The sequence below is a fragment of the Bacillus sp. REN16 genome, from assembly GCF_020731355.1.
Classification (GTDB): Bacteria; Bacillota; Bacilli; order Bacillales; family Bacillaceae_L; genus Ferdinandcohnia.
Genome location: NZ_JAJFZK010000002.1, coordinates 1 through 26701 on the forward strand (window position 1 = coordinate 1; position 26701 = coordinate 26701).

General features: G+C 37.2%; 27 protein-coding genes and 1 tRNA gene. 12 read left to right on the plus strand and 16 right to left on the minus strand.

From position 1 onward, the window contains the following. Positions 1-913: 913 nt before the first annotated feature. Positions 914-1870: a processed acidic surface protein gene (locus LKW28_RS01970; RefSeq protein WP_229138658.1), complete on the plus strand. Its 957-nt coding sequence runs from the start codon at positions 914-916 to the stop codon at positions 1868-1870. Positions 1871-1911: 41 nt separating this feature from the next. Here LKW28_RS01970 and LKW28_RS01975 read toward each other — a convergent pair whose 3' ends face one another. The 4 genes from LKW28_RS01975 to plsY form a co-directional block, all read right to left on the minus strand. Then, complete coding sequence (locus LKW28_RS01975; RefSeq protein WP_229138659.1) at positions 1912-2823, minus strand: DMT family transporter; 912 nt, start codon at positions 2821-2823, stop codon at positions 1912-1914. An 81-nt stretch (positions 2824-2904) separates the two neighbouring features. Next, positions 2905-4800, minus strand: coding sequence for a beta-propeller domain-containing protein (locus tag LKW28_RS01980; protein WP_229138660.1), 1896 nt, complete (start codon positions 4798-4800; stop codon positions 2905-2907). Between the two features lie 104 nt (positions 4801-4904). After that, complete coding sequence (locus LKW28_RS01985) at positions 4905-6503, minus strand: aminotransferase class V-fold PLP-dependent enzyme (protein WP_229138661.1); 1599 nt, start codon at positions 6501-6503, stop codon at positions 4905-4907. Between the two features lie 16 nt (positions 6504-6519). Then, positions 6520-7089, minus strand: a complete 570-nt coding sequence (gene plsY, locus LKW28_RS01990; RefSeq protein WP_229138662.1) for a glycerol-3-phosphate 1-O-acyltransferase PlsY — start codon at positions 7087-7089, stop codon at positions 6520-6522. A 180-nt stretch (positions 7090-7269) separates the two neighbouring features. Between plsY and LKW28_RS01995 the strand changes: the two genes are divergently transcribed. From LKW28_RS01995 to LKW28_RS02005, 3 genes are all read left to right on the plus strand, one after another. Further along, a tRNA-Ala gene (locus LKW28_RS01995) sits at positions 7270-7341 on the plus strand. Positions 7342-7471: 130 nt separating this feature from the next. Beyond that, complete coding sequence (locus LKW28_RS02000; protein ID WP_229138663.1) at positions 7472-8422, plus strand: thermonuclease family protein; 951 nt, start codon at positions 7472-7474, stop codon at positions 8420-8422. Between the two features lie 178 nt (positions 8423-8600). Continuing rightward, positions 8601-10085 (plus strand): aldehyde dehydrogenase family protein, encoded by a 1485-nt coding sequence (locus LKW28_RS02005; RefSeq protein ID WP_229138664.1) that lies wholly within the window; start codon positions 8601-8603, stop codon positions 10083-10085. A 72-nt stretch (positions 10086-10157) separates the two neighbouring features. On the opposite strand, the gene LKW28_RS02010 is transcribed toward LKW28_RS02005, so the two are convergent. After that, on the minus strand, positions 10158-10772 hold the full coding sequence (locus LKW28_RS02010; protein ID WP_229138665.1) for a YitT family protein: 615 nt from the start codon (positions 10770-10772) through the stop codon (positions 10158-10160). 187 nt (positions 10773-10959) lie between these two features. Next, complete coding sequence (locus tag LKW28_RS02015; RefSeq protein ID WP_229138666.1) at positions 10960-11481, minus strand: hypothetical protein; 522 nt, start codon at positions 11479-11481, stop codon at positions 10960-10962. 311 nt (positions 11482-11792) lie between these two features. On the opposite strand from LKW28_RS02015, the gene LKW28_RS02020 reads away from it, so the two are divergent. From LKW28_RS02020 to LKW28_RS02030, 3 genes are all read left to right on the plus strand, one after another. Continuing rightward, positions 11793-12521, plus strand: a complete 729-nt coding sequence (locus LKW28_RS02020; RefSeq protein ID WP_229138667.1) for a glucosaminidase domain-containing protein — start codon at positions 11793-11795, stop codon at positions 12519-12521. Between the two features lie 387 nt (positions 12522-12908). After that, entirely contained in the window at positions 12909-13673 is a 765-nt protein-coding gene (locus LKW28_RS02025; RefSeq protein WP_229138668.1) for a CPBP family intramembrane glutamic endopeptidase, read from the plus strand. Positions 13674-13768: 95 nt separating this feature from the next. Continuing rightward, a complete protein-coding gene (locus LKW28_RS02030; RefSeq protein WP_229138669.1) occupies positions 13769-14455 on the plus strand; it encodes an SIMPL domain-containing protein in 687 nt (228 codons plus the stop codon). 189 nt (positions 14456-14644) lie between these two features. Here LKW28_RS02030 and rluF read toward each other — a convergent pair whose 3' ends face one another. Both rluF and LKW28_RS02040 read right to left on the minus strand, forming a co-directional pair. After that, entirely contained in the window at positions 14645-15352 is a 708-nt protein-coding gene (gene rluF / locus LKW28_RS02035; RefSeq protein ID WP_229138670.1) for a 23S rRNA pseudouridine(2604) synthase RluF, read from the minus strand. Positions 15353-15508: 156 nt separating this feature from the next. After that, positions 15509-16219: a hypothetical protein gene (locus LKW28_RS02040; RefSeq protein ID WP_229138671.1), complete on the minus strand. Its 711-nt coding sequence runs from the start codon at positions 16217-16219 to the stop codon at positions 15509-15511. Positions 16220-16435: 216 nt separating this feature from the next. Here LKW28_RS02040 and LKW28_RS02045 point away from each other — a divergent pair, with 216 nt between their 5' ends. The 3 genes from LKW28_RS02045 (at position 16436) to LKW28_RS02055 (ending at position 18225) form a co-directional block, all read left to right on the plus strand. Then, positions 16436-17752: a WD40/YVTN/BNR-like repeat-containing protein gene (locus LKW28_RS02045; protein WP_229138672.1), complete on the plus strand. Its 1317-nt coding sequence runs from the start codon at positions 16436-16438 to the stop codon at positions 17750-17752. A 77-nt stretch (positions 17753-17829) separates the two neighbouring features. Beyond that, positions 17830-17988 carry a hypothetical protein gene (locus LKW28_RS02050; protein WP_229138673.1) on the plus strand — a complete coding sequence of 53 codons (159 nt, stop codon included), beginning with the start codon at positions 17830-17832 and terminating at the stop codon, positions 17986-17988. Positions 17989-18015: 27 nt separating this feature from the next. Next, a complete protein-coding gene (locus tag LKW28_RS02055; RefSeq protein WP_229138674.1) occupies positions 18016-18225 on the plus strand; it encodes a hypothetical protein in 210 nt (69 codons plus the stop codon). 52 nt (positions 18226-18277) lie between these two features. On the opposite strand, the gene LKW28_RS02060 is transcribed toward LKW28_RS02055, so the two are convergent. The 3 genes from LKW28_RS02060 to LKW28_RS02070 form a co-directional block, all read right to left on the minus strand. Next, positions 18278-19000: a CBS domain-containing protein gene (locus LKW28_RS02060; RefSeq protein WP_229138675.1), complete on the minus strand. Its 723-nt coding sequence runs from the start codon at positions 18998-19000 to the stop codon at positions 18278-18280. A 104-nt stretch (positions 19001-19104) separates the two neighbouring features. After that, positions 19105-19263, minus strand: a complete 159-nt coding sequence (locus tag LKW28_RS02065; protein WP_229138676.1) for a DUF2639 domain-containing protein — start codon at positions 19261-19263, stop codon at positions 19105-19107. 465 nt (positions 19264-19728) lie between these two features. Beyond that, the gene (locus tag LKW28_RS02070; RefSeq protein WP_229138677.1) at positions 19729-19908 is read right to left on the minus strand and encodes an H-type small acid-soluble spore protein; all 180 of its coding nucleotides are present in this window, start codon (positions 19906-19908) and stop codon (positions 19729-19731) included. A gap of 126 nt (positions 19909-20034) precedes the next feature. Here LKW28_RS02070 and LKW28_RS02075 point away from each other — a divergent pair, with 126 nt between their 5' ends. Together LKW28_RS02075 and LKW28_RS02080 are read left to right on the plus strand one after the other, a co-directional pair. Continuing rightward, positions 20035-20283 (plus strand): atypical membrane-integrating protein (Mistic protein), encoded by a 249-nt coding sequence (locus tag LKW28_RS02075; protein WP_229138678.1) that lies wholly within the window; start codon positions 20035-20037, stop codon positions 20281-20283. A 38-nt stretch (positions 20284-20321) separates the two neighbouring features. Continuing rightward, positions 20322-21314 (plus strand): potassium channel protein, encoded by a 993-nt coding sequence (locus LKW28_RS02080; protein WP_229138679.1) that lies wholly within the window; start codon positions 20322-20324, stop codon positions 21312-21314. Positions 21315-21347: 33 nt separating this feature from the next. On the opposite strand, the gene LKW28_RS02085 is transcribed toward LKW28_RS02080, so the two are convergent. The 5 genes from LKW28_RS02085 to LKW28_RS02105 form a co-directional block, all read right to left on the minus strand. Then, positions 21348-22694 (minus strand): glucose-6-phosphate isomerase, encoded by a 1347-nt coding sequence (locus tag LKW28_RS02085; RefSeq protein ID WP_229138680.1) that lies wholly within the window; start codon positions 22692-22694, stop codon positions 21348-21350. A gap of 323 nt (positions 22695-23017) precedes the next feature. Next, positions 23018-24181 carry an iron-containing alcohol dehydrogenase gene (locus LKW28_RS02090; RefSeq protein ID WP_229138681.1) on the minus strand — a complete coding sequence of 388 codons (1164 nt, stop codon included), beginning with the start codon at positions 24179-24181 and terminating at the stop codon, positions 23018-23020. Between the two features lie 89 nt (positions 24182-24270). After that, positions 24271-24660, minus strand: a complete 390-nt coding sequence (gene yugI, locus LKW28_RS02095) for a S1 domain-containing post-transcriptional regulator GSP13 (protein ID WP_229138682.1) — start codon at positions 24658-24660, stop codon at positions 24271-24273. Positions 24661-24942: 282 nt separating this feature from the next. Beyond that, positions 24943-26112 carry an aminotransferase gene (locus tag LKW28_RS02100; RefSeq protein ID WP_229138683.1) on the minus strand — a complete coding sequence of 390 codons (1170 nt, stop codon included), beginning with the start codon at positions 26110-26112 and terminating at the stop codon, positions 24943-24945. Further along, the gene (locus LKW28_RS02105) at positions 26109-26609 is read right to left on the minus strand and encodes an Lrp/AsnC family transcriptional regulator (RefSeq protein WP_229138684.1); all 501 of its coding nucleotides are present in this window, start codon (positions 26607-26609) and stop codon (positions 26109-26111) included. Before LKW28_RS02105 ends, LKW28_RS02100 begins: the two co-directional genes overlap by 4 nt. Between the last annotated feature and the right edge of the window lie 92 nt (positions 26610-26701).

Genomic DNA, 26701 nt, shown 5'->3' on the forward strand with positions numbered 1-26701 from the left:
CAGCGTTCATCCTGAGCCAGGATCAAACTCTCCAATAAGAGTATTGATTGCTCAATAGTTTTGTTACCTTAGAATTAAAACGTTGACGCTTGTATTGTGTTCAGTTTTCAAAGAACTAAGCAACTACTCGAATAATCTTCTTCGCAGTTTTGCGCTGAGTAATCGCAAGCGCATGTCAATGTGCGAATTTCAAATTAGCGAAGACTTTTTTCGTTACCATTATTGGTTCGCCGCTCAGAAGCGACTTTATCAATATAACATTTTCATTTTTGAGTGTCAACAACTTTTTTTGAAAGCTTTTGTTTCTCACTCATTCATTTTGTCACTCGTTTTGGCGACAAGAATTAATATATCATCTCTAAAATTCTTTTTCAAGACTTTTTTAAAAAAAGTTTTGAAAGACAAAAAAATAATCTCTTCTCCCTATTAATTCATCCTTCGAAGAGATCATAATTATTATACAAGAAATAGTTTTCTTATGGAATATTTTTATATCTTTTCAATCATTCCTCTACTATATTGATCATATTCGCTAGATTTACTCATATATTTAATTAAAAGTGAAACGTGAGGAGGAAGGGTTTTGTTTTATGAGTTTCTTCAAGCAGTTGGTATGTTTTTATCATTAGCGATGTGTTTATTTTTGTTTTCATTTGTTTACATAGAGGGTTTAAAAATTAGTAACAAGGAAGGAAAAATTGAATCAAGTAGGTTCATTACTTTTGTTTCCTCTATCATTATGGCCTTCGTCTTTAGTTTTTTTGCTAGTTCATTTTATTAATTTACTATCAAACTGACACTCCTATTAATCGGATGTCAGTTCTTTTATGACCTAATTTCTGTTGTTCCATGCATTATTTGGTAAAAGTTGAAAATACTACACCTATGAATATAATGGCTTGGAGGAAGAGGAATGAAGAAGTTTTTATTTATAGGGGTTATTTTTTTATTCCAGCTTGCATTTTTGTCTGTTGGGGTGTTTGCTGAGGTTACCCCTGAGGAATTAAAGAACTATACATCCCAAACCGGTTTAACTGAGGGTGATCTTGAGGATTATTTGGCTGTTTATGACTTATCCTTAAAGGATTTTGAAAATGTGAATGAACTCGTTTCTTATTTAGGTGAGCCCGTTAACAACGAGACGGTCCAAACTCTATTATCAAAGCACCATATAAACGAGGATGAACTACATCATATCCTAGGTGGTTTTGGTGAGTCAGTTCAGGATTATTTATTCATTAAGGATCTTGAAACAACCGTTGATTTCTACCTAAATCACGCGGAGGTACTAGTGGAAGCGGAGCGGATGCTTTCGGAGGTTGGACTAACAGAAGATGAGATTAATGGGCTATTTCTTCATTTTTTAAGTCTTGATGATTTGAACCTTGAGGAGAAGATGAAATCGATAAGCTCTAATTTGGAGCGATATTTTTCCTATAATAACTCAGATGGATTATCATCAGAACAGCAAAAAGAGCTTCTTGTAATGTATGATAAAATGATTGAAGTTTTCGAATTACAACCAAGATACTATCTATTAAAAGATGGTGCTAGGGAAGCGATAGCTTATAATCAGCTACTTCAAATGGACTCTCTTGATAATGCGGAATTACTGGTAGAATTATATCGGGCTAATGATGAGTACTTACTTGACCTTAAGGTTTCAGAGGAAATGCTAGCTTCTGATTTTATTATTGAACGAGGCGAAAAACTTCTAACCGTAGCCACACTTGCAACAGAAATGAGTGTTAAAGTTCAGGGGAATAAGCTTCCAACTACGGCTAGTCCATATACGAACCTTCTATTAATTGGCGCTTTACTTATCGTGATTGGAATATCTGCTGTATTCATGACTCGTAAGTATGCTTAAAAGAAAGCCATGTCTACGATTGCTAGACATGGCTTTGCTTATTACCCAGCACTTTGTTCTGATAAAGATACCTGCTGACTTTTCTTCCTTTCACCTACGGAGTAAAGCCAAATACCGACTACAATTATGACTCCCCCAATAATCTGTGTATGGATGATTTTTTCCGCAAGTATAAAATAGGCCAGGATTGCTGCACCAACTGGTTCAAATAAGATACTTACCGAAATGGTTGAGGTACTTACCCATTTTAATGACCAATTGAAAAGGTTATGACCAAGTAGAGTTGGAACGATTGCTAATAGTAAGAAATACATCCAGTCTTGCCCGGCATACCCTCCCAATGGATATTTAAAGATCACTACATATAAAAACAAGGTTATTGTACTTATGCTGTAAACAACAAATGTATATGTGACAAGTGAGATCCGTTTTCGAACAGTTTGACCAAATAAAAGATAGGCTGTTACCATCGCACACGAAACAATTGCCAAGAAGTCACCATATAAAGCACTCCCACTCACTTGGAAATCGCCCCAACTGATGATGATGCTTCCTCCTAAAGCTAGAATGGTGCTTAGTATCGCACCTAAACCAATTTTTTCTTTAAATAAAAAATAAGTTCCGATGAAAGCAAAAACTGGCTGCATCGTGACTAATACTGTTGAGCTCGTGACTGATGTGTAGTTGAGCGATTCAAACCAAAGGATAAAATGGAGTGCTAAAAACACACCCGAGATAGTGGAAAAAAGCCAGTCTTTTTTTGTAATGACCCGTAGTTCTTTTCGATTTTTCCATAAAAAAATGGGCAGCATCAGTAAGACTGTAAAAAACAGCCGGTAAAACGCAATAACCGGTGCAGGTGCATTTGCTAATTTCACAAAAATGGCCGAGGTCGATACTGCAACGACTCCAATTGCCAACACCAAGTAAGGATTTATTTTTGGTTGATTCATGTTTGTCACTTCATTTCTTATATAATCTTATTAAGTATATAAGATTGGCACCAAAAAAGGATAGAAGAAAATTCTACCCTTTTAACGGATTGTGGCTTCTCCAATTTGCTGATAATTTTTAGTGTCATATGCTGAAATCTTAGTCGGTGAGATGGCATACAATGTATCGTTGATCGTCAGAACACGCTGTATCTCCCCTTCCCATGTTTCATATGGGCCAGTATCGTGTGATAGTTTTGCTTTTAAATCAATTCCGTCTAGATGGATTTCGTATACATAAGCCCCCTGAAATTCAAATTTTTGCTCATACATTTTCCCTTCTAGATTTTGATAGACAGTAATTGGAAAGGCAAAAATTCCTTTTTCCTTATTAAATAAAAGTGCTTTATGATCGTAATTTAACGGAGAGTATGTTCCGCGTCCACCAATGACCTCTGTAAATTTCTCTTTTGGGTTATTCACATCACGAATATCAAATAACGAAATTTTAACACCATCTGTATAGACCATTGGTTCACTCATCATTTTATTATCAGCAACAACCTTTGTATCCTGCCCAAAGCCGATTACATGGTTTTCATCATATGGATGCAGGTAGTTGCTAAAACCGGGAATCTTAAGCTCTCCAAGCACCTTTGGGGCTTTTGGATTACTTGCATCAATGACAAACAATGGATCAACTTGTTTAAAGGTGACGATGTAGATGCGTTCCCCCATGAACCTGGCCGAATAGATTCGCTCTCCGCGTGCCAAATCACTTAAAGAACCAATTTGCTTTAAATTCTCATCGTAAATAAATAAATGGTTGGCGGACGGTTTGTTGGTATTCCATGTGTCCCCTTTTGTTGTGGCTACCCGGAAGGTACCATTGAATTCATCCATTGAAAATTGATTTAAAATAGTTCCCGGTACTTCAGCTGAACTATGAAATTCGACTTTGTCCCCTTCCACCGAGAATTTGTAGATATTCGTATCAGGCGAATCAAAGCCACCTTCCCTAAATGGGATCGCCTGATAGTTTGCGACTGCGATATAAATGTTGTCCTTTGACATGTACACTAAATTCCCGCTACCCAAATAAGAAGTAATCGAAGCTTCTTTTTTGGGATCGTCCAGATCAAAAGCAGAAATTAACGTAAAATTCGTCTCACTTGAATGAGGGATGTAATGAATTTTTTCATATGGCACTAAGGAAATTTCTTCATTATTTGCTGTATCTGAGTAACGCGGTCTAAGTTCGACATCCTCATCTCTAGCATCTTCCATGATCCAATAATTCGGATAATGACTCGTGACCAGATACACATAGTTATCAATTCTTCGTGAGGTTACATGGTTCCCTTCAACCTCTACTCTACGTATTTCCTCAGGATTTTGTGGTTCCTTTACGTCATAAACAATGGCTGTAGTTGCTTCATAATGTCTTGGTGGATAGATCATGGTACGTTGTTTTTGACTTTGATGTGGGGTTATATCATGAAATGTGTAGCCAATCACAACAAGCTGGTCTGCATATAAAAACATTTGGCTTGGCGAAAAGGATTGAGAAAATGGGATTGCTGTAACTAACTGCATTTCCTTCGCAGGAACTGCCTGAATAATATTTAGTTTTCCATCTATAATCTGATAAATATATTCACCATCCGTTTTTACGATATCTGCCTCATCGACACCTTGAACTTGAGTATTTGTTTCTGAGTGCTCATTTCCACCTGTTACAGCGCTATCAGCTTTAGGAGATTCATTTGATGCAGACATTTCCTGTTGTGCAGTATCTCTTGAAAAAATAGTAAACCTCTGATTGCGTTTCTCTTCTTTAATTGCTTCCTGAAAGATTTCTGTTAGCTTTTCTTTTGTAACAGGTTGTATGTCGGTCTCCGTTTGGCTAACAACTTTTGGCTTAGAACTAGTAAATAGAGCCGTCATAGCAAGTATCAAGATGACAGATGTCATATATAAAATCCATCTTTTCTTCATTCATTTCACCCCTTTTCCACTTAGACGAAAACTGGTATGAAATGGTTACATAGAAAAGAAAAGTGCAAGGCGCCTGGAACTAGACAAAGAAAAGAAGAACCCTCTTACAAAGAAGGCTCCCCAGTTACTGCATATTGATTTAATAACAGCTTAAATGTATGTAACATTTTTAAAATTTGCTTGTCATCATGGCTGCTCAAGCATGAGATTTGAATCCATTTCCTTTCTTGTAGATAACCACTTTCATAATGAAGATAAAATCCTTGTAGTGCCATATCATCACCAAAATCCTTCGAAGTGATATGGTCTGGCAATAGGATTGTCATAATGGCGGGTGATGAATATTCAGGAGCAGTCAAAATCTCAAGTCCCATACCTTCGATGTGCTCACGAATCATACTATATCTTTCTTTAATCTCGAAATAGAAATCATCATTCTCGTATTTTTGTAGTGCTTCATGTAACGCCTCTAGCATGTTCGAGGAATGGGAATACGGAATGCTTTCATGATAGGTGTACATCCCAAGATCGAGATACCTTGGAATGGACTGGTTAGGTGACACTTCATGATTATGGAATACAAAGGATAATCCCGTATATCCACCAACCGCTTTTCCACTAACTCCCGATGCGAAATAGACGTCCTGTAAATCTAGTTTAACGGCACCAATCGTACTGATACAGTCAAGACATAGTTTCACATGATTTGAAAGACAAATCTCCTTTAGAGTTTTGAAGTTTGCAAGCATTCCCGTGGAGGTTTCACTATGAACCGCCCAAAACCAGGTATAACCTCCCGTCTCTAGCTCCTTCTTAATCTCTGATTCAAAAATGGGTACTCCCCATTCTTTTTCTAGCTTTTCAAAAGCTAAGCCCACTCGATTAGCATGATCAATTAATCTCGAACCAAACTCCCCATTGTTTACGATTAAACCTTTTCCTCCTAAAAGAGCAAGCTGAGCAGCGATCACATCATTAGCGAGTGTTCCAGAGCCAACTAACACTTCCGTATACGTTGAGTTAGTCATGGTACAAAGTTTCTCTCTTACAGATCTCATTTGTATTGAAAATTCGTTTGAACGATGTGAAATCGGCTCCTGATTAAGTGCTGTTTTCACATTTTCATGGATTTTAATCGGGCCAGGTAAAAAGCTTACCGGTTCTTTTAGAATTCTTCCAGCAAGTGACTCATCAAAGGTTTGTTTCGTTAAATACATTGGCCAAAACGATGCTTCTGCTGTTCCTGTTAAAGAGGCAAATGGTTTAAAGCCTAACTGCCGATATAATTTTTCTTGTCTGGTTGTCCCAGAAATCAAGGCAACGTCATAGCCTTTCTTCAAGCAAAAATTAGACATGAGCTGTGCCAGTCCGAAAAAGATTCTACCATTATTACGATATTCTTCTTCAACCGATAGCAAACGAATTTCACAAGGCTGTTTCGGTTTTACCGGTAGTTGTTCATCAAGATTTGGCAGCTTATAATCTAGTGAAAACGGTCTAGTCGCCCTTACAGCAATCATACCTACTACTTTTGAATCCTTTACGCAAATTAAATACGTATTTTGATCATGAAATTTATCAACTAACATTTTTTCTTCATTTTGATCATGCTGAGGAATTTCTTCCACAAAGGTTTTATAGTTTAAGCGATGGATTTGATTAAACTCTTGTTTTGTCCTTGCAATTTTATAGACAAATGTCATGATGGAATCACTCCACTTAATTGATTTTTTTCCCTAGTTTTTCTTTTAGATTATCTCGGTGTGCAAATAGTAATAAGGCGATTACAATAAAAATGAGTATGCATTCACGGATCGAATAATCCATGAACCAATAAATAAATGGCATTGTAAAAAAGGCTGTCATTCCGGCAATTGTGAAGCTTCTCAAAATCGCTAATAAAAGGAGAAAGATTCCAGCGAATACCAGAAATGGCTGATACGCTAATAACACGAGTCCACCTGCGGCTGTCGCAATTCCTTTTCCACCTTTAAATTTTAGCGTAATCGGCCAAATATGTCCGACAACAACTGCGATAAGTGACAATATCTGAATTTCAAAGGAAAAGCCAAGGTATTTTGCCCCCGCAACAACAAACAACCCTTTCAGTACATCACCTAGCGCCGTTAATAAAAAGCCCTTCTTCCCTAGCAATCTACCAGCATTCCTGGCACCAACATTTCCACTTCCGAGCTTCCTAATATCTTCACCTTTCATAAACTTCATAACCACATAGGCAGTCATTATTGTTCCAATAAAATATGAAGCTAGTATGTATAAATAAGTCACAAATTCACCGCCATTTAAGGATTAATTAAATTTTACCATTTTTTTCTGAATGTTAACATTGAAATTATAGGATTGCTTAATACTTTTGTAATAGAAATATATGAACTCTGGGACATCCTCATGCAAAAAAAGTGATTGTCTATTATATAATCTCATGATATAATCTTTCTAAATTCATTCGGGGTTGTAGCTCAGGGGGAGAGCATTTGCCTGGCAGGCAAAGGGTCGTGGGTTCGATTCCCATCAACTCCATTAACAAAAGCTATTCTAGTTTTCAACTAGGGTGGCTTTTTTCTTGTATAGAAAGCATATTTTTTGATAATATTTATCTTTACTTTAATTACATACGCTGAACATAATGTTATTTTCAGGGGGAAAAACGGTGAAAAATGTATTGGGTTGTTTAGGAATTCTTTTGCTGATTACCCTCATTGCGGCAATTATAGGATTGGCAATTAATGACGATGAAACCGCAAAGAATGAGCAGAAAGAACAAAGAACAGAACAAGGCGAAAAAGAGGAACAAGTTGCTAAGGAAAAAGAAGAGCAAGAATTAGCTAAAAAAGAGGCTGAACAAAAGGCGGCTGAAGAAGCAAGACTAAAAGAGGAAGCTGAACAAAAGGCAAAAGAAGAAAGTGTACGCCAAAAGCAAGCTGAGCAAACAACTGACGAAAAGGCTCAAGCACTTGGCTTAGAGGCAGTGATCATATCCAGGGTTGTGGATGGAGATACAGTTGAACTTTCTGATAAACGGAAGATTCGCTTGGTCGGTGTAAACACACCCGAATCTACAACAAGACATGAAGTATACGGGAAAGAAGCGAGCGACTACACAACCTCAGAACTCGAAGGAAAAAAAGTATGGCTTCAACAGGATGTATCTAATAAAGATCGCTATAATCGATACTTACGTCTCATCTGGATTTCTGTCCCATTAAATCTCATGGATGAATCGGAAATTCGTTCAAAAATGTTCAATGCACAACTCGTCTTAAATGGGTATGCTCAAGCCTCTACCTATCCACCAGATGTCACTTATAGCGATTATTTTGTAAAGTTTGCACGTGAAGCTCGATCGAATGGAATTGGTCTTTGGGCATACGGAGAAAACGGGACAACAAAAGGGGACCTCGACAAAAACAATTCAAAACCTGTTGCACCAAAGAATAAAACAACAACAGCGGGAAGCGGAAAAAATGAAGGATCTGAATCCTATAAAAACTGTACTGAACTCCGAATCGTCTATCCTGAAGGTGTTCCATCAACACATCCAGCATATGAATCTAAGCATGACCGAGACAAAGACAATTGGGCATGTGAAAAAGCATCATGAAATGAAAGAATGATTGATTTCCAATCATTCTTTTTTTGCGTCGAAAAATGCTGTCGCAAACCGTCGGAATCTTTTGCCAAAAGTTGGTTGATTACTAGTTTTAAAATGTTAACATAGTATTGTAGGCGTTTTCAAAAGCCTGTATATTGCTAGTTTTATATTTAAAAGGAGGAAGCAAATGAGCCAATTAATTTTTGCATTACGAGAAAAGGTTGAGTCATTTTTAAATGGGACAAAGAAGCTTTATATCAATGGTGAATTTGTTGAAAGTGCTTCTGGAAAAACGTTTGAATCCTATAATCCCGCAACAGGAGAAGTATTAGCTACTGTAAGTGAAGCAGGTCCAGAGGATATCGATCGCGCTGTAAAAGCAGCCCGCAAAGCTTTTGACGAAGGTCCTTGGCAAAAAATGACCGCAGCCCAAAGAAGCCGTATCATGTATAAACTGGCAGATTTGATGGAGCTACATAAAGATGAGCTGGCACAATTGGAAACATTGGATAATGGAAAACCGATTCGTGAAACGTCAAATGCAGACATTCCTCTAGCAATTGAACATATGCGTTATTATGCTGGATGGTCTACGAAAATTGTTGGACAAACGATTCCTGTAAACGGACCATTCTTTAACTATACTCGCCATGAAGCAGTTGGGGTTGTCGGACAAATCATCCCTTGGAACTTCCCGCTATTGATGGCCATGTGGAAACTTGGTGCAGCTCTTGCAACTGGTTGTACAGTTGTATTAAAGCCTGCCGAACAAACACCTCTTTCTGCTCTATATTTAGCTGAGCTTATGGAAGAAGCAGGAATCCCGGCTGGGGTTGTGAATATCGTTCCTGGTTTTGGTGAAACAGCTGGTCAGCCGCTTGTGGATCATCCATTAGTTGATAAAATTGCGTTCACTGGTTCAACTGAGGTTGGAAAAAGTATCATGGAAAGAGCCTCAAAATCATTAAAACGTGTAACATTGGAATTAGGTGGAAAATCACCAAATATTATTTTACCGGATGCAGATCTTTCAAAAGCGATTCCTGGTGCATTAAATGGGGTTATGTTTAACCAAGGGCAGGTTTGCTGTGCTGGGTCACGTGTCTTTATTCAAAAGAAACAATTTGATAATGTTGTGGCAGACATGGCTAGCCATGCTGAAAAAATCAAACAAGGTGCCGGTCTTCACTCTGATACAGAAATCGGACCACTAGTTTCGATTGAGCAACAAAAACGCGTTTTAGGCTATATTGAAAAGGGACTTAATGAAGGTGCAGAACTAGTAGTAGGCGGTCAACAACCATACGAAGAAGGCTACTTTGTGTCCCCAACAATCTTTGCAAACGTTAACGATGAAATGACAATTGCAAAGGAAGAAATCTTTGGTCCTGTTATTTCGGCAATGCCATATGATGACTTAGATGAATTAATTGCTCGTGCAAACAATTCTGCGTATGGTTTGGCAGCTGGAGTATGGACACAAGATGTATCTAAAGCTCATTATATCGCCAACAACCTGCGTGCTGGAACTGTCTGGGTGAACTGCTATAATGCATTTGATGCAGCTTCTCCATTTGGCGGATACAAGCAGTCAGGTATTGGCCGTGAAATGGGATCCTATGCACTCAATAACTACACAGAAGTTAAAAGTGTTTGGATTGCGATGAACTAATTAGAAAAGCGTATAGCTTCTTTAGCCAAATAAGCAAAAGGCGAGGACCCGAAATAGGTTCTCGCCTTTTTGTTAGCTAATTGTTGCATCTGTTTTACGGCTCTGCTGTTTTGGTAATTGCACTTTACATACAAGGTCTAGAATCCTCGTACTGATGAATTGGCCTACAATCGCATAAATAATAATTCTCCAATCCACTACAATACCAGTCGTTAGCAAAATCGTACCATTAATCGCAAACAGCGTTTTTTCCGGTGAAAATCCTTTCAGTTTTGAAATAATTAACGCTAAAATATCCATTCCGCCTGATGAGGCACCCATGCGAAATAAAATCCCAATTCCCACTCCAAAAATCATAGAGCCTGCAAGTAAATCAACGATTACATTTGAAATCGGGTTTGTGATATATGGAGTGAAGATTCGAATGGTAATCGCTGTTACCGTGACACAATACAGCGTCCAAATCGCTGTTCCCTTCCCTAGCCACTTAATGGCTGCAAATAAAAGGCCAGCATTAAGTATCCAAAGTGTAATATCAAAAGGGGTATCCGCTACATAATTAAATAAGACTGCGACACTTGCAGCTCCACCTGTTGGAATAAAATGCGGAAATAGAAATGTTACCATTGCAAATCCTTGAATCATTGCTGCAATTCCAAGGATTAAAGCTTTATTCATTATTTTCATCATGTAAGCTCCTACGTCCTATCCTATGATTCTACTACAATGGTATCATTACCTATCTAAGCAAACAATCTTTAATCTCCTTCAAATCTTGCAAGTAATTCATACGGCCTCACTTTAAAAGCTTCATCTATACAAATAAAAAGGTCTGCTTTACCTTATCATAATGGTAAGCAGACCTTCTTCTTAATTAGTCTTTCCAAATAATTTCACCCGATTTTGTTGTAGGATCGATTTCAACTTCGAAATCGTGTTTTTCATAAAAATAAACGAGGCGGTCAACATGATCCCAGTCTCTTTTTGCTATATCACCTTTAATAACAGGAATGTTTTGTTCACGAGCGATTTCTTTTAAATGATTCATGCAGATTGAACCATAGCCTTGATTGGCAGGTCCTCTTATGTCACCAATGTGAATCGCATTCTCCTCATCCTGGTACTGAGCATGGATTGAAAAATCCCAGTGACCTTTGTAGGCTGATTCACAATCGTTCACCATTATTTGACATCGGTTTCCATCATCAAAGGCTGAGACGATTACCCATTTTTCGTCCTTCGACTGATCAATCCCGATGACTTGGTGTTTTTTTGAAATTTCTTTAATATTGTCCTGCATGCGATAAATCTGGAACTGCAAATCCTCTAAATCCTGTTTGACCTCTGACGGGTTCTTATTCAGATCCTCTTTCATTAGCAAACTTTGAAAATACATTACAAACACCTTTCATTGTATATTTTAGGCTCACGTGTGGGTCACAAAGACAAGACGTGGCGTACTTAGTCTTTGATCGTGAGATGCAAATTTTTTCCACTAAATTGATAAAAATGGAAAATATATACGTTTCTTACAACAAACATACAGTTTTCGATTATACTAGACATATAGCATTTTTGCAAACAATACTTTCCTTCTGTCATATTCTTATTAAATCCTTATAACATCTTTGTAACATAGTTGTCATTTTATTATGTTAGGATGGTTTCTTAGATAGGAAAAAGGTCTTATGAAGGAGGTAGGATACTTTGAAAATCTCAACTCTTATTAAAAAGAAAACATCACTTCTCTATTTATTTGGTGTTCTATTCATTATGGGAATTAGTATTTTTGCTACAATGCATCATTCAAATGCTGAAACCATCGAAAAAAAAGACAAGCAAGTACAAGAACAAAAGCAAGAAAAAATAGATCAGCGGGAACAACAAAGTGAAACAGTTCAGAATAAACCCGTTCAAATGGCTTCTCAACATTATAATGTTGAACAGGAAAATACAATTTCCGGTTCAGAGCTGGACGAGCATTTAAAGGGAAATTTAAAAGGTCTTGGAACTGACTTTGTAAAATCAGGTGAAGAACAAGATATTGATCCTGTCTTTTTAGCGGCATTGGCTGCACAGGAAACTGGTTGGGGAAATTCTGATATTGCAAGTTCTCATTGGAATAATATTGGCGGAATTACTTGTATGCCCGAAATTTATGCAAATATCTTTGGTGATGATTATCCAAACCCTGGTTGCGAACAATTAGTCGAGGGCGGAACAAATTGGCAAAAATTCCTTTCAATCGAGGATAGTATTCAATTTAAGGCGATTTATTTAAAGCAATATTATGTAGAGAATGGAAAAGAAACAATTGGTGAAATTCAATTATCATATGCTCCAAGTGAAGCTGCAAATGATGCAAATGGTTTAAATCATCACTGGGTAAAAAATATTGTATCCATCATGAACGATGTTAAAGAAGAACAAGCATAATGAGATAATAGCATCGGTTTTAAAAAATGCTCAGGGTAGATAAACTCTGAGCATTTTTCTATTTATCAGAACTTTAACTAAAGCATCTAAAACTTGAATAAAGCAGTAAATTATCGATTGAAGAATGTTAAAATAGTGTAAGAAATGTTTCGATTATATGTTTCTAAGCATAAAGCAATCGTCCTGCCCATTAGTTTCTTCCATTCAAAGGAAGAAATAAATATTTTAAAAAGCCTTATCAAAAAGAACATGAAATCAAGAAAAGTCAAATTAAGGTTCTAGTTAGGAATTCAAATTATTATTTTGTTTTTATCAAGTGAACTTTTTTATCCCCCCATTCGTATTATCTGCAGAATAAAAAGATAACTATGAATGAAGGTGTTTACAATGACAGTATTTTTTATTTTTTGGATTGCCGCATCCATAGGGTCAATTGCCGTAATGCCATATCAATTTAAAATGCTTAAAGGAAAAATTGAGGAGGAAGCGAAAAAGAATCCAACCAAAAAGATTCCACCTACTCCTGTACTTGTTTTATTAAGCATTTTACAAAGTGTTATACTTTTGGGTGTTTCAGCATTCATTGGAACGTGGCTGGCTCCAAAGGTCGATTTACATTGGTGGTTACTTGATCGATGGTTAAATGGCACTGCTGTTCCATATAACATTTCCGGGACAATTCTATTGAGCATTGTTGTCGGTGCTATTGCAGCATTTGTCATTTTCGGATTGGACATTTTGTTTATGAAAAAAATGCCCAAAGTCGACATCGATGAGCCTTCAAAATTTCAAGCATTTATCGCTTCGTTTTATGGAGGTATTTCAGAGGAAGTTTTAACTCGCTTATTCATAATGACGGCGGTAGTTTATGTCACTAACCTTCTGGGATTAGGAAATGCTTCCTATTGGATTGGCATTCTGCTAGCAGCTCTTTTATTTGGAGTTGGGCATTTACCAGCTGCTTTTGGGCTTTTCGGAAAAACACAGATTGTTGTTTGGCGTATGATTATACTAAATACGATACCAGGTATCCTGTTTGGGTATTTGTTTTGGAAATATGGAATTGAAATCGCAATGGTCGCTCACTTTACTGGGGATATCTTTTTACACGTCATAATTGGACCATTTTTTAGAAAAAAATTTGCAAATTAGCTCTCGAGATTTCGTGAGCTTTTTCTTTTTTACACACCGAAAATTACCTAAACTAATACAATAGAGCAAAGCTATTTAAGGGAAGGGGCACTATGATGTATTATTATGAACCATGGATGATGCGCACTCAGCCAAAATCAAACAATAGTACCAATTCGAATAGACTTAAAGTGAATGGTGAAGGTATCGTAACGACTGCGCCAAATTCTGCGACGATTACTTTAGGGGTCATCACTGAAAGCAGTACAGTTACAGAGGCACAGAATGAAAATAACCAACTTACCAAAAAGGTGATTGATTCTATCTTAGGACTAGGGGTACCTAAAGAACATATCAAAACAGTGGATTTTCGAATTGAAATCCTCTATAACTATGAAAACTCGAAACAAACCGTAAGAGGTTATCGAGTAACACATATGCTGCAAATTTCGGATGTGGCCATCCAATCGGTTGGCAGCATTGTCGATACAGCCGTTCAAAACGGGGCTAATAATGTCGCAAGCATCAATTTCACAGTTCGCAACCCGCAGGCTTATTATGAAAAAGCACTTCAAAACGCTGTTCAAGATGCTCAAGAAAAAGCAAGAACTATTACTAAAAAATTAGGAGTCCAGCTTCAAGAAATCCCGCTTCAAATACAAGAACTATCTCAGCAATCTCCACCCATCCCATTTCAAACAACGATGTTCGCCAAAAGTGAAGCTGCAACACCCATTCAACCAGGAGAATTAACAATAACCGCTAGGATTGAAGCGACATTTTTATACGGTCAGGTGCACTAACACCTATTCAACCCATTTACAGGCCTCAAAGTGTGTGGCTAACCAGTATTGAGGTTATAACGACTAAGATTTCTAAAAACAGAACAGCACCGTTCCCACATATTTGGACGGTGCTGTTTTCATTTTTTCCTCATTTAGGAATAAAGGTGTTCCAATGAACATTCTAACTAAACCCTATATTACATAGTTTTACCATTCTTTTGGCTCATAGTTTAATAATCTAAATAATTCAGTTCGTTCTTTTTTTGATAAATCTCTCCATTGTCCAGGAGGAAGATTGCCTAAATGAATATTCATGATTCGTTTTCTTTGCAATCGATAAACGTCGTATCCTAATTCAGCGCACATGCGGCGAATTTGACGATTTAGTCCTTGGGTTAAAATGATTTGAAAATCAAATTTTGATAATTGTACTACTTCACAAGGAAGTGTTTTTGTGCCTAATATTTTCACACCTTCTGACATCTTCTTCAAGAATTCAGGGGTAATTGGCTTGTCTACTGAAACGATATATTCCTTTTCATGCTTATTTTCAGAACGCAGAATTTCGTTAACAATGTCACCATCGTTGGTAAGAAGGATTAAGCCCTCTGAATCCTTATCAAGGCGGCCAATATTAAATACCCTTAATGGATGATTGACCAGATCAACAATATTCCCCTTTACCCCTTTTTCTGTTGTGCTGGTAATACCTACAGGTTTATTTAAGGCAATATAGACATTATTCCTTGCTACTCGGATTGGATTTCCATCTACTTTAACGTCATCCCCAGGTTCAACTTGGCTACCGATAGTTGCACGTTTTCCATTAATAAAGACTCTCCCATCGGTAATTAATTTATCAGCCCCCCGTCTAGATGCCTTTCCAGATTCACTTATGTATTTATTAATTCGCATGACTACACATCCTTAATATCGCGGTACTATTATTGATTTATTGATACTAACTATACATTATTTTTTGGATGAATCACAATCTCTAAAATTAGATAAACGATATAATAAGGTGTTTTTAGGCAATTTGCAACGTGTTTCATGAATTGTACTCTATCGCTATTTTCCCATAAACATCTTAATACCATCAGGCAGAATAGCGGTATCCCATGGATGCCAAAAATAGACAGATCCATCAAACTGCATGTTGTATTTATAGGCAATTGGTTCGTCAGTATAAAAAATCATTTCATAATATATCGGATCACCTTTTTCCGTATCAGGCTGGAAATTAGGATCCGTCTTACTATTTTCTAATAGTTGAAGGAAGCTTTTCACTTCCGCGTTCTTTGTCAATTTAGAAACTTGTTTATTTCCTAGTGGTGTATAAACTTGATAAATTTCAATCCTCTTGACTTTTTCGATAGGCATATTCTTAAAATGCCATTGATATTCAATATCATCTTTTGAATAGTATACTCTGTATCCATTTATGGAGTGAGTATCCTTAACGGCAATTAAATGAGGTTGGTCCTTTATTTTAAAAATCTCAGTCCCCTTCTCGTGGAAGGCAGCATCGCCGTCTCTAATTTTATAACTTGGGTTTGTTACATTGTCAGCCACTTTAAATTTAACCGAACCTATCTTTTCTCCAACAAATTGTTCATCAGCCAAAACCCCAGAATGGATTCCATTATATTCTTTTCCATCCATTTTAATAAAATCAACCCAATCAATGATACTATGACCACCAAATGGGGTTGACCGGCAACCTGTTAATAATAGCAATATGCAAACTAAAATAAACATACTTCGTTTCTTAATTGACATCACCCCCCTTAACTATAAGACGGAAAACTAAGTTAATTTGTTACATTTACACATAGGTCGTAACTATTACGAGGTGCTTCCAATAAGCATGATTATATACTGAAAATTAAACAACTAGGTTTCGTTTTATAAGAATTTTAAAAATAAATAGGTTTAGATGGAATCAGGAAAAATATGTTAATATTATCTAAGATAAAATAAATAAGGGTGATTCCCATGAAAAAGATGAAACTTCGCTTTCCACTCATTATTTTACTTTGCGTGGTTATTATTATTGCTTTTGAGATGTTAAACAACGATAAAGAAGAGCCGATTACTCCCAAGCCAATTGAAGTAAAAAAAGTAAATATCGATAGTAAATTACCCTACACCGTACAAGTTCAAGAGGATGATCAAACACCTGATATCATTGCTTACCGTATCATGTTTGACTTCATGAAAGGTCTAGAGAATGAAGGTGCGACTGACGGTGCAAGCTTTATTAGATTTACGAAGCTATCAGGAGATGAAAACTCCTTTGTAGTCGCGGTTGTTTTTAATGTTTACATACCTGAAAAAGAACAATTAATCGATTACGGATGGGGAGAGGCTCAGGATAATGGAGTCATTCCTAATATTGTATGGAAAATAACCATCGATAAGGTTGAAAATTTAACATACACTTTATCTAAAATTGAAAGAACAGATGATACCCAAATCGGGTTACCCCCTGTCGATTCATTGGAAGAGTATCGTCTGAAAGCTGGAATAGAGGAACCATCGGGCAACTTTCATTACGAGATTAAGGATGAAACGCTAAGGGTCTCTTATGATAATGGGCAAAATTGGAAGGTTGTCCCTACTGAAATCGATGATTTAATTCTTGATGGGTACAATTCAAATTTAGTAGATGGAACTTATGTGATTACACCTAAGAAAACAGCGTTTGTACTCGAGGAATATGCAGGTTATGATTCAAAAATTCGAGTTCTGATTAGCAGCGATCAAGGTGAATCTTGGAACGACGTGTTGGTTTCAAATGAGCTTCCAGCACCGCGGCTGCTAAAACTAGGATTCACCTCAGAGAAAGACGGTTATCTCATCTTTACTGGTGATAAAACAATGAGTAGCGAAGCACATATTATCTTTAAAACCAATGATGGTGGCGAATCATGGTATGATGTCGGATCGGTGGATGGCACCTATCGGTTAGTGACAGATGGAGGGTTTATTGATGACCAATTAGGATTTATGTCATTTGGCGCACTTCGCTATGAATCACAACCTCCCGTGCCGGACTTCTACCGAACTGGCGATGGTGGATTGAACTGGGAGCGCGTAGAGGTTCCGATACCTGAAGAGTATCTAGGCTACTTCACCGTAGCTGAGATTCCAACCTTTCAAGGAACGGAAGGAACCTTGCTAGTCAACCAAGGTCCGGAAGGTGATTATTTAGGCGGAAAGGTATTGGCCAAGTTTAGCTCACAGGATCAAGGAAATACATGGTCCTTTGCAGGTTTAGTTGACCCTGATGGGGTGCTTCGTCCAAGGTGATGAGGATATTTTGTATTAATATAACAGATAAATTTACGTACGACTTTTTAAAATAATAAGAATTAGGAGTAAACATAATGGAGAACGAATATTTTGTTGGTTGGGGTACACTTGCGTTGATTAACGCTGCACTTGCTCAAGGGAAGAATCGAACTGGATTAAACTGGTTTTTGCTTTCTCTTTTGTTAGGTCCATTGGCTACACTAATCCTGCTGTTTGTTGGTAAGAGAGGATAGCATTATGGTATAGGAGGCAGCTTCCTTTTGAAGGAAACTGCCTTTTTTGTTGGAGACAGATGTGTTTTGCGCTATGAATTCCGAAAATGTGCTTTTTTTTTTGGAAATGCGTTTTATTTTCTGGAATTGCGTTTTAGTGGCTTGGAATTGCGCTTTAGTGCTTGGAATTGCGCTTTAACGGTATGGAATTGCGCTTTAGCACCTTGGGATTACGATATCCTTAAATTTACCCTTTGATAAAAGCATATTACAAAAAAATGCACCCTCATGAGAGTGCACGCAATCGAATTTAATTCACAATAGAATCAATTTCAATTAAATCCCATGAAGTAATGATGCCTAATGGTTTTTCATTGATTTGTCCATTGTCGGTGATAATAACTGCTTCTAATTTTTTCCCATGGGCATGTCGTTTTTCAAACATCTCTTCCACATCAAATATATCTCGATCTTTATCAACGAAATCAATGAGATGTTTTGTTTCAAAGGGAGTTACTTCCCCCACACGAATATTGGCTAAGTCGATCATATCATTAGCTAGATGCTTGGCCATCCATTTTAAAACGGCACCAGACGTCAATATTCCGACACATGAACCATCTTTATAGATAGGAAATTTTGTATACGTATTATTATGAATCGCAAGAATCACGTCTTTAATCGAAGAGTGATAATTAAAATAGAGAACAGGGTTACTTGAAATAGATAACGCTGTAACCGGCTTTTCCAACAGCTCTGCAATTTCTTCAATTCTTTCGACAACATCCTGATGCGGTTCGGCAATATAAAAATCAGCTCTTAATTTCTCATGAACAATGGCATTTCTTAGCTTTGCAAATTGAAAGAGTTCATCCTTATAAGAACGGATAACAGCATGTCTTTTTGAACCATGTGCCACCAATTGAGTAAATATATCCCCTTGGATGTTCTTGACCATTTTACCTAATGCTTTATGAATTCGATTGAAAGCTATCTCAAAACGTTCTGATAAATCTATTTCAACAGTTTCCACTTTCTTTACCCTCCTACTCTATTATTATTATATTTTATAAATGGGTAGAGTTGGAGGAAATTTGCATAAAAAAGCAGCCACAGTGTGTGGCCGCTTTTTTAATCTTATTTTTTCTCTTGTTTATCAACCACTAATTCAAAATATAATTGCCTTAGGATATATGCTTTGTAGGTTTCCAGCTTTTTACGTTCAACTGGATGTTGATGAATTCCCTTTTCCTTTAATTCTTTGACATACCAACCCTTTGATCCCGGATAAGCCATATACAATTCCCCCTCATTTTTTTCGCTTGTCCTATATGTATGCTAAAGGGAGGAAAAGAATGACACAAATAGGGATACAGAATCTAGTAAAAAACTTTTAATAAAGTTGTAACTTATTGTGAAACACTGCGTCTAATTCTATGAAGTTTTCATTTCTCTCTTGTCTCTAATTACTCTCTCATAATTAGAGACATTTTTTCAGTTTTCCCTATCATTTATATATTGTAAAAAATCCCTAGGGTTTCCTCGGGATTTTTGCATGTATGAACACCTTAAGATTTACAAATAGTAAATTGAAGGGGTGATTTTATGAAAAAGGAGACGTTCAGTTGGGTAGTAACTGGACTTGTGATTGCTTTTTTTCTATACTCATATTTTTACTTTAGTAATGATATTATTGTTAAATTTATCAGTGGATTTTGGGATTAAGTAAGCTCCCAATGCGTAATGTTGGGAGCTTTTGTTTTACATTTCCTCTAACTCAGCCACGGGAACAATATTTTTTTCATGCTCCCGACCTCTTAAGTGCACTGTGCACATATTCCCGTGTTCATCACAGCTGTCAATCCATACTGAAGTTCCTTGATAATGAACGGTTACCTCATTCGAAGAAGACAAAATTTGCTTCGCTCTACGAATATCCATTCTGTTTCACTCCTCATTTTTTATTTTAACCCTCCAATAGTTTCCGAATATATAGGAATTTTATGCAAAAATAGAAAGGTTTTGCACACACTAAAAATGACAGGACGCAGAAAGAGGAGCAAACCTATGAAGCTAAATGAAAATGAGAAAAAGTCACTTAGTGATTCCATTGATAAATTAAATGAGGGCTTGGATGTTGTCATTCAGCTTTATAATGAAGCAGAAGAAGATAAACCATTAATCCAATTTGATGAGGATGTTATACAAGCCATTGAAAAAGCAAAGCAAACCTTTGGAGATGAAGAGATTACCCGAAGGATTAATACGATTATAAAAGAGATTTTTGCCTTTCTCCCTAAGGATGAAAAAAAATAATTCCGAGAAACATCATTATCCCGAAAGGAGTGGCATATTTGATACCGAGTATCTTTGCTTCCTTATTCAAACGCTTTTTAATTGCAAAGCTAATAAGTATTGTTTTATTGGTCATTATTATCTTCGGGGCAATTATTCACTTAATAGAACCTGAAACCTTTCCTACTATATTTGATGGTGTTTGGTGGTCAATTGTCACCGCCGCAACAGTTGGTTATGGAGATTATGCACCTACCACATTTTGGGGAAGAATCGTTGGGATGTTCCTTATTTTTATCGGTGCTGGGATTGTAACGAGATATTTTGCCGCGATATCCACCTCAACCTTGGTTGCACAAAATGCGTATCTGGAAGGTACTTCAGGTTTCCATGGTAAGAAACATATTATCATCATCGGTTGGAATGAACGTGTAAGGGAAACCTTATCATTTCTTAAAACGCCAGGTTCGGTCGTTGATATTCTATTAATTGACGATTCTTTGGAAAAAAATCCGATGCCCGGAAATCACTTTCATTTTATAAAAGGAGATCCAACTCGTGATGAGACGTTGAAGCAAGCAAATATTCAAGATGCGGAAATGGTCTTAGTGACAGCTGACCAAGGGAAAGACGAATTGCACGCTGACATGATTTCAATCCTTACTTTATTGGCTATAAAAGGTCTTAATCCTACCGTATACACAATCGTGGAAATCCTTACAACGCATCAGATCCAAAATGCAAAGCGTGGGGGTGCGGATGAAATTATCCAAACAAATAGGATTTCAAGCTTAGTGATGGTGAATAGTATTTTATCACACGGAGTATCTGATGCTTTACTTTCAATGTTGGTGGACTTAAAAGGGGGAAAACTGCAGTTCTTGGATATTACTTTTGATTTAATAGGGATGACATTTCAAAAGGCAAGCGAAACCTTATTAAAAGAAGGAAAAATTTTAATCGGGATCAAGCGTGAGAATGAAATATCGATTAATCCCCCGTTATCCTTAGAAATAAGGAAGAACGATCAAATTTTGATTTTAAAAAGCTAAGGGATTCCACAACTGGGAATCCCTTTTTTTATCTTATAATCGCTTTTCTAGTTCAGCTTTCTTCTCTTCGAAGCCAGGCTTACCGAGTAATGCAAACATATTGACTTTGTATGCTTCAACACCAGGTTGATCGAAAGGATTAACACCTAATAGGTATCCACTCATTGCACATGCTTTTTCGAAGAAATACACGAGGTATCCGAATGAATACTCGTCCATCTCCGGTACATGAACAATAAGATTTGGTACGCCACCATCTGTATGAGCAAGCATCGTACCTTGGAATGCTTTCTTATTTACAAAATCAACTGATTTACCAGCTAAGTAATTTAGTCCATCAAGATCATTTTCTTCTGCCTCAACAATGAGTTCATGACGGGATTTCTCGATGTTAATGACTGTCTCAAACAAATCGCGTCTGCCTTCTTGTACATATTGTCCAAGGGAATGAAGATCTGTTGAGAAGTTTGCAGACGATGGGTAAATTCCCTTTTGATCTTTTCCTTCACTTTCACCGAATAATTGCTTCCACCATTCAGAGAAATATTGAAGTCCCGGCTCATAGTTGATGAGCATTTCGATTGTTTTTCCTTTGTTATAAAGAGCATTACGCACTGCAGCATATTGGTAAGCAGCGTTTTCTTCAAGCTCTGATTTAGAGAAATCAACACTTGCTGCCTGTGCACCCTTCATCATTTCCTCAATATTTGCACCACTAACAGCAATCGGAAGTAGACCAACGGCAGTTAATACAGAGTAACGGCCGCCAACATCATCAGGAATAACAAATGATTCATAGCCTTCTTCAGTTGCTAAAGTTTTCAATGCGCCACGAGCTTTATCAGTTGTCGCATAGATACGTTTTTGTGCTTCGTCCTTTCCGTATTTTTCAATTAACATCTTACGGAAAATGCGGAAAGCAAGTGCTGGTTCAGTCGTTGTACCAGACTTTGAAATGACGTTTAAGGAATAATCCTTACCTTCTAGTAAATCCATTAGGTCTTTCATATATGTAGAACTGATGTTATTTCCAACAAATACGATTTGTGGTGTCTTGCGTTGTTCTTTTGATAAAGCATTGTAAAAGGAGTGATTTAACCAATCAATAGCAGCTTTTGCGCCAAGATATGAACCGCCAATTCCAATCACAAGTAAGATATCAGAATCTGATTTGATTTTTTCAGCACTTTTTTGAATGCGTGAAAATTCTTCTTTGTCATATTCTGAAGGAAGGTCCACCCATCCTAAGAAATCACTACCTGCGCCAGTCTTTTCATGTATGGAATGGTGAGCGACCTTAACCGCGTCACGCAGATATGTAATTTCATGTTCTCCAAAAAAAGTTAAAGCTTTTGAATAATCAAAACGAACATGTGTCATTTGCTATACCTCCACCCTTGTATTTTCCAAGTCTCTTTTTCACTCTACCCAAACTTTTCTGTGAAATCAAGACCACTGACTTGCTGTAAGCGCAACCAATTAAAACTTTTTTAAATTAGCTCTTTTTAGACAGATTTGCGCTTGAATTAATTGCGCTTTAGCTGCTTGGAATTGCGCTCTAGCTACCCAGAATTGCGCATTATTTTCCGGAATTGCGTTTTAGCATTAGAAAATTGAATTTGTACTCCTTAGGAGCAAATAAAAAAGACTCACACATGTAGTATGAGCCTTTTTTACGGAATATAAGAATCTTTTTTTCGCAGTTAGAGAGATGCCCGTAAAATCTCAAGGGAATCTTGTTTGTTTAGTACTTTGAAGCGGCCAAAATCTCCATAAACGACTGTTTTATCAGCCATAATTTCAAGATTTTCTTCACCGATACCATAATCAGCAAGTTTAGACGGCGCACCTATACTATCCCAGAATTCTCTGAGCTTCTCGATTCCTTCAAGAGCCACTTCACGATCCGTTTTTCCTTCCACTTCCACATGAAATACACGAACGGCTAGCTGTTTGAAGCGAGCTACATTTTCATCGAGGACATGCTTCATCCAATTCGGGAAAATAATCGCAAGACCGCCACCATGAGGAATATCATATACTGCAGATACCGCATGCTCAATGTTATGAGTTGCCCAATCTCCTCGATATCCCATGTTTAACATATTATTTAATGCCAATGTTCCATTAAGCATAATAGTTGATCTGTAGTCATAATTTTCAAGATCATTGATGAGTTTTGGTGCAGTTTCGATTACCGTACGTAAAATTGACTCACACCACTGATCCTGCGTTAAAGTATTCGGGACTTGATGAAAATAATGTTCTAACACATGTGACATCATATCCACCATACCATATACGGTTTGGTCTTTTGGTAGGGTGAAGGTGTTAACAGGATCTAGAATGGAGAACTTAGGAAACACTGCTGGGCTTCCCCAACCGTATTTTTCATTTGTTTCCCAATTCGTAATAACAGAGCCTGAATTCATTTCTGAACCTGTCGCTGCTATAGTTAACACCGTACCTATCGGAAGAGCTTCTTTAGCTACTGCTTTACGTGTCATGAAATCCCATACGTCTCCGTCATATTTTGCACCAGCTGCGATTGCTTTTGTGCAATCAATGACACTTCCGCCTCCTACAGCTAGGATAAATTCAATTCCTTCCTTACGGCAAATTTCAATACCTTTTCGGACAGTTGATAATCGTGGATTAGGTTCGACTCCTGGAAGTTCGTGAACCTCTACACCGATTTCTGCTAATAGAGCGATTACCTGGTCATACAATCCATTTCTCTTAATGCTGCCCCCACCGTAAACAAGCAATACTTTTTTCCCGTAATGAGGGACCTCATTCTTCAGTTCCTGTAATTGACCTTTTCCGAATATAAGCTTCGTTGGGTTATAATATGTAAAGTTTTCCATTAAACTCGCCTCCTGAAAAAGATTATCCCATATTAGTGTATGTAAAAAAAGAGACAATTCAATCATCGTCTCTTTTCTCATTGTTGTTTTTAGTTAAAATTTGATTGTTCAATCCACTCTTCAAGCTTATCCTTTAAAGTGTTGAATCCTTGTTGTGAATCAGAACTAGCTTGTGCTTGTTGTGCCGGACGCTTTTTAGGCTTTGCAGCTCTTTGCGCTACTGGCTTTTCTGGTGCTTCCTGTGTTGCACGAATAGATAGACCAATTTTGCCAGCTTCTTCATTGATCGATAAAACTTTGACTTCTACTTCATCGCCAACCTTAACATGCTCGTTAATATCCTTAACAAAACCATGGGTTACTTCTGAAATATGAACTAAACCTTGTGTATTTTCGTCTAAAGCAACAAATGCTCCATAAGGTTGAATCCCTGTAATTTTACCCTTAATAACACTTCCTACTTCAATTTTTTCTGTCATGCTACCCAACTCCTAAAACTTTAGTTTATTCACTATTTATATACGCAATAAATAATTATACCACAAACTAGCCATTTATTCAAAAAAATTCTTTTTACATTCATTAGATTTGCCATTTTGGGATGAAATTATGAAGCAGGTAATAATTATCAATCGAAACAAGAAGGGAATAGGGAGGGTGATTAAAAAAGGAGAAGAATGGGTAAACTAGTTTCAATGCTTTCTAGTATTTCCCTTTTGTATGTGGACAAAACCAAAATAGGTTTTGTCCATTTTTTTGCATTATACAAGGTTATTATTTTTTAGGAATCTTCCCATGCGTTTTACGGCTTCTTGGAGTTGTTCTAATGATGAAGCGTAGGAGCAACGGATATAGCCTTCTCCACTTTCTCCAAAGACATTGCCGGGAACAACCGCCACTTTTTCCTCCATCAATAAACGATGTGCAAATTCCTCTGAGGTTAATCCTGTTTCTTTAATGGATGGGAACGCGTAAAAAGCTCCGCCTGGTAAATGGCAAGATAGGCCAATTTCCTGTAAGGAAGAAACAAAAAAGTTTCTGCGCTGACGATAGCTTTTTCTCATATATTCTACATCGGATAGGCCATTGCGAAGAGCCTCGATTGCCCCATATTGAGCCATTGTAGAAGCACACATCATCGTATATTGGTGAATTTTTAACATTGCTTCAGAAATGGCCCTTGGAGCTGCTGAATATCCTAAGCGCCACCCTGTCATCGCAAATCCTTTTGAAAATCCTGAAACGAGGATGGTACGATCAAACATTCCTGGAATGCTCGAAAAGCTTGTATATTTGCCCTCATAGGAAAGTTCTGCATAGATTTCATCCGAAATCACAATCAAATCATGTTTTTCAACAATTTTTGCAATGGCTTCAAGTTCTTCCTTCCTTAGCATCGAACCTGTTGGATTATTTGGTGAACAAATAATAATGGCTTTTGTACGATCTGTTACCACTTTTTCAATTTCTTCCGGCTGCAGCTTAAACTCATTTTCAGCCTTCGTATGAACGGGTACTGGGATACCCCCTGCAAGTGAAACGATTGGGCTATACGCGACAAAGGTTGGTTCCACAATAATTACTTCGTCACCAGGGTCAACAAGTGCTCGAATCGCCAAATCAATTGCTTGGCTTCCGCCGACAGTAACAATGATCTCATTCTGTGGTGAATATTCCACACCAAAGGATCTATGTAGATATTCCGAAATTTCCTGTCTTAATTCAAGCAAACCCGCGTTTCCTGTATAGGAGGTAATCCCTGCTTCAATTGATTGAATACTTGCTTCTCTAATTGACCATGGTGTTACAAAATCAGGCTCACCCACACCTAAAGAGATGACCCCTTCCATCGTTACCGCTAAATCAAAGAATCGGCGGATTCCAGATGGTTTTAATTCTTGCACTTTTTTTGAAAGATATTGGGAGGTCATGGTGTCACCACAATCCGTTTGTCATCTTCGCCTTGGTCAAAAATAGTTCCATCATGCTTATATTTTTTCAAAATAAAATGGGTGGTTGTCGAAAGAACAGAATCGAGAGTTGACAGTTTTTCAGAAACAAAGGACCCAACCTCTGACATCGTTTTTCCCTCGATTACGACAGATAAGTCATAAGCACCAGACATTAAATAAACTGACCTTACTTCCTTAAAATGATAGATGCGCTTTGCAATTTCATCAAAGCCTACGCCCTTTTTCGGGGTTACCTTCACATCAATCATGGCTGTAACACCTTCATGACCTGCAACTTTCTTCCAGTCAACGATTGTGTTATATTCTACAATAATCTTTAGTTCCTCTAGCTTGCGAATAATACCATCGACTTCCTCGACATTTTTGCCAACTAATTTTGCGATTGTTTCAACAGGAAGCCGTCCATTATTTTCAATAATCTCAAGAATTTCAATTTCATTTTCCTGCAATTGCATATAGGTCACCCCTAATAATTTTGTCACTTATTATATCAGAAAAATGGACAGCATATTGAAAAATTTTTTATTCATTCGAAACTTTATGAGTT

What these genes read in the sequence shown, in the direction of transcription:
- LKW28_RS02075 (WP_229138678.1), top strand. Translation starts at nt 20,035, where the DNA reads ATGAAGCTAAATGAAAATGAGAAAAAGTCACTTAGTGATTCCATTGAT.
- LKW28_RS02100 (WP_229138683.1), bottom strand. Translation starts at nt 26,112, where the DNA reads ATGACCTCCCAATATCTTTCAAAAAAAGTGCAAGAATTAAAACCATCT.
- LKW28_RS02015 (WP_229138666.1), bottom strand. Translation starts at nt 11,481, where the DNA reads ATGTATTTTCAAAGTTTGCTAATGAAAGAGGATCTGAATAAGAACCCG.
- rluF (WP_229138670.1), bottom strand. Translation starts at nt 15,352, where the DNA reads ATGCGAATTAATAAATACATAAGTGAATCTGGAAAGGCATCTAGACGG.
- LKW28_RS02065 (WP_229138676.1), bottom strand. Translation starts at nt 19,263, where the DNA reads ATGGCTTATCCGGGATCAAAGGGTTGGTATGTCAAAGAATTAAAGGAA.
- LKW28_RS02005 (WP_229138664.1), top strand. Translation starts at nt 8,601, where the DNA reads ATGAGCCAATTAATTTTTGCATTACGAGAAAAGGTTGAGTCATTTTTA.
- LKW28_RS02045 (WP_229138672.1), top strand. Translation starts at nt 16,436, where the DNA reads ATGAAAAAGATGAAACTTCGCTTTCCACTCATTATTTTACTTTGCGTG.
- LKW28_RS02085 (WP_229138680.1), bottom strand. Translation starts at nt 22,694, where the DNA reads ATGACACATGTTCGTTTTGATTATTCAAAAGCTTTAACTTTTTTTGGA.
- LKW28_RS01970 (WP_229138658.1), top strand. Translation starts at nt 914, where the DNA reads ATGAAGAAGTTTTTATTTATAGGGGTTATTTTTTTATTCCAGCTTGCA.
- LKW28_RS02090 (WP_229138681.1), bottom strand. Translation starts at nt 24,181, where the DNA reads ATGGAAAACTTTACATATTATAACCCAACGAAGCTTATATTCGGAAAA.
- LKW28_RS02010 (WP_229138665.1), bottom strand. Translation starts at nt 10,772, where the DNA reads ATGAAAATAATGAATAAAGCTTTAATCCTTGGAATTGCAGCAATGATT.
- yugI (WP_229138682.1), bottom strand. Translation starts at nt 24,660, where the DNA reads ATGACAGAAAAAATTGAAGTAGGAAGTGTTATTAAGGGTAAAATTACA.
- LKW28_RS01980 (WP_229138660.1), bottom strand. Translation starts at nt 4,800, where the DNA reads ATGAAGAAAAGATGGATTTTATATATGACATCTGTCATCTTGATACTT.
- LKW28_RS02030 (WP_229138669.1), top strand. Translation starts at nt 13,769, where the DNA reads ATGTATTATTATGAACCATGGATGATGCGCACTCAGCCAAAATCAAAC.
- LKW28_RS02105 (WP_229138684.1), bottom strand. Translation starts at nt 26,609, where the DNA reads ATGCAATTGCAGGAAAATGAAATTGAAATTCTTGAGATTATTGAAAAT.
- LKW28_RS01985 (WP_229138661.1), bottom strand. Translation starts at nt 6,503, where the DNA reads ATGACATTTGTCTATAAAATTGCAAGGACAAAACAAGAGTTTAATCAA.
- LKW28_RS02025 (WP_229138668.1), top strand. Translation starts at nt 12,909, where the DNA reads ATGACAGTATTTTTTATTTTTTGGATTGCCGCATCCATAGGGTCAATT.
- LKW28_RS02040 (WP_229138671.1), bottom strand. Translation starts at nt 16,219, where the DNA reads ATGTCAATTAAGAAACGAAGTATGTTTATTTTAGTTTGCATATTGCTA.
- LKW28_RS02070 (WP_229138677.1), bottom strand. Translation starts at nt 19,908, where the DNA reads ATGGATATTCGTAGAGCGAAGCAAATTTTGTCTTCTTCGAATGAGGTA.
- LKW28_RS02050 (WP_229138673.1), top strand. Translation starts at nt 17,830, where the DNA reads ATGGAGAACGAATATTTTGTTGGTTGGGGTACACTTGCGTTGATTAAC.
- LKW28_RS01975 (WP_229138659.1), bottom strand. Translation starts at nt 2,823, where the DNA reads ATGAATCAACCAAAAATAAATCCTTACTTGGTGTTGGCAATTGGAGTC.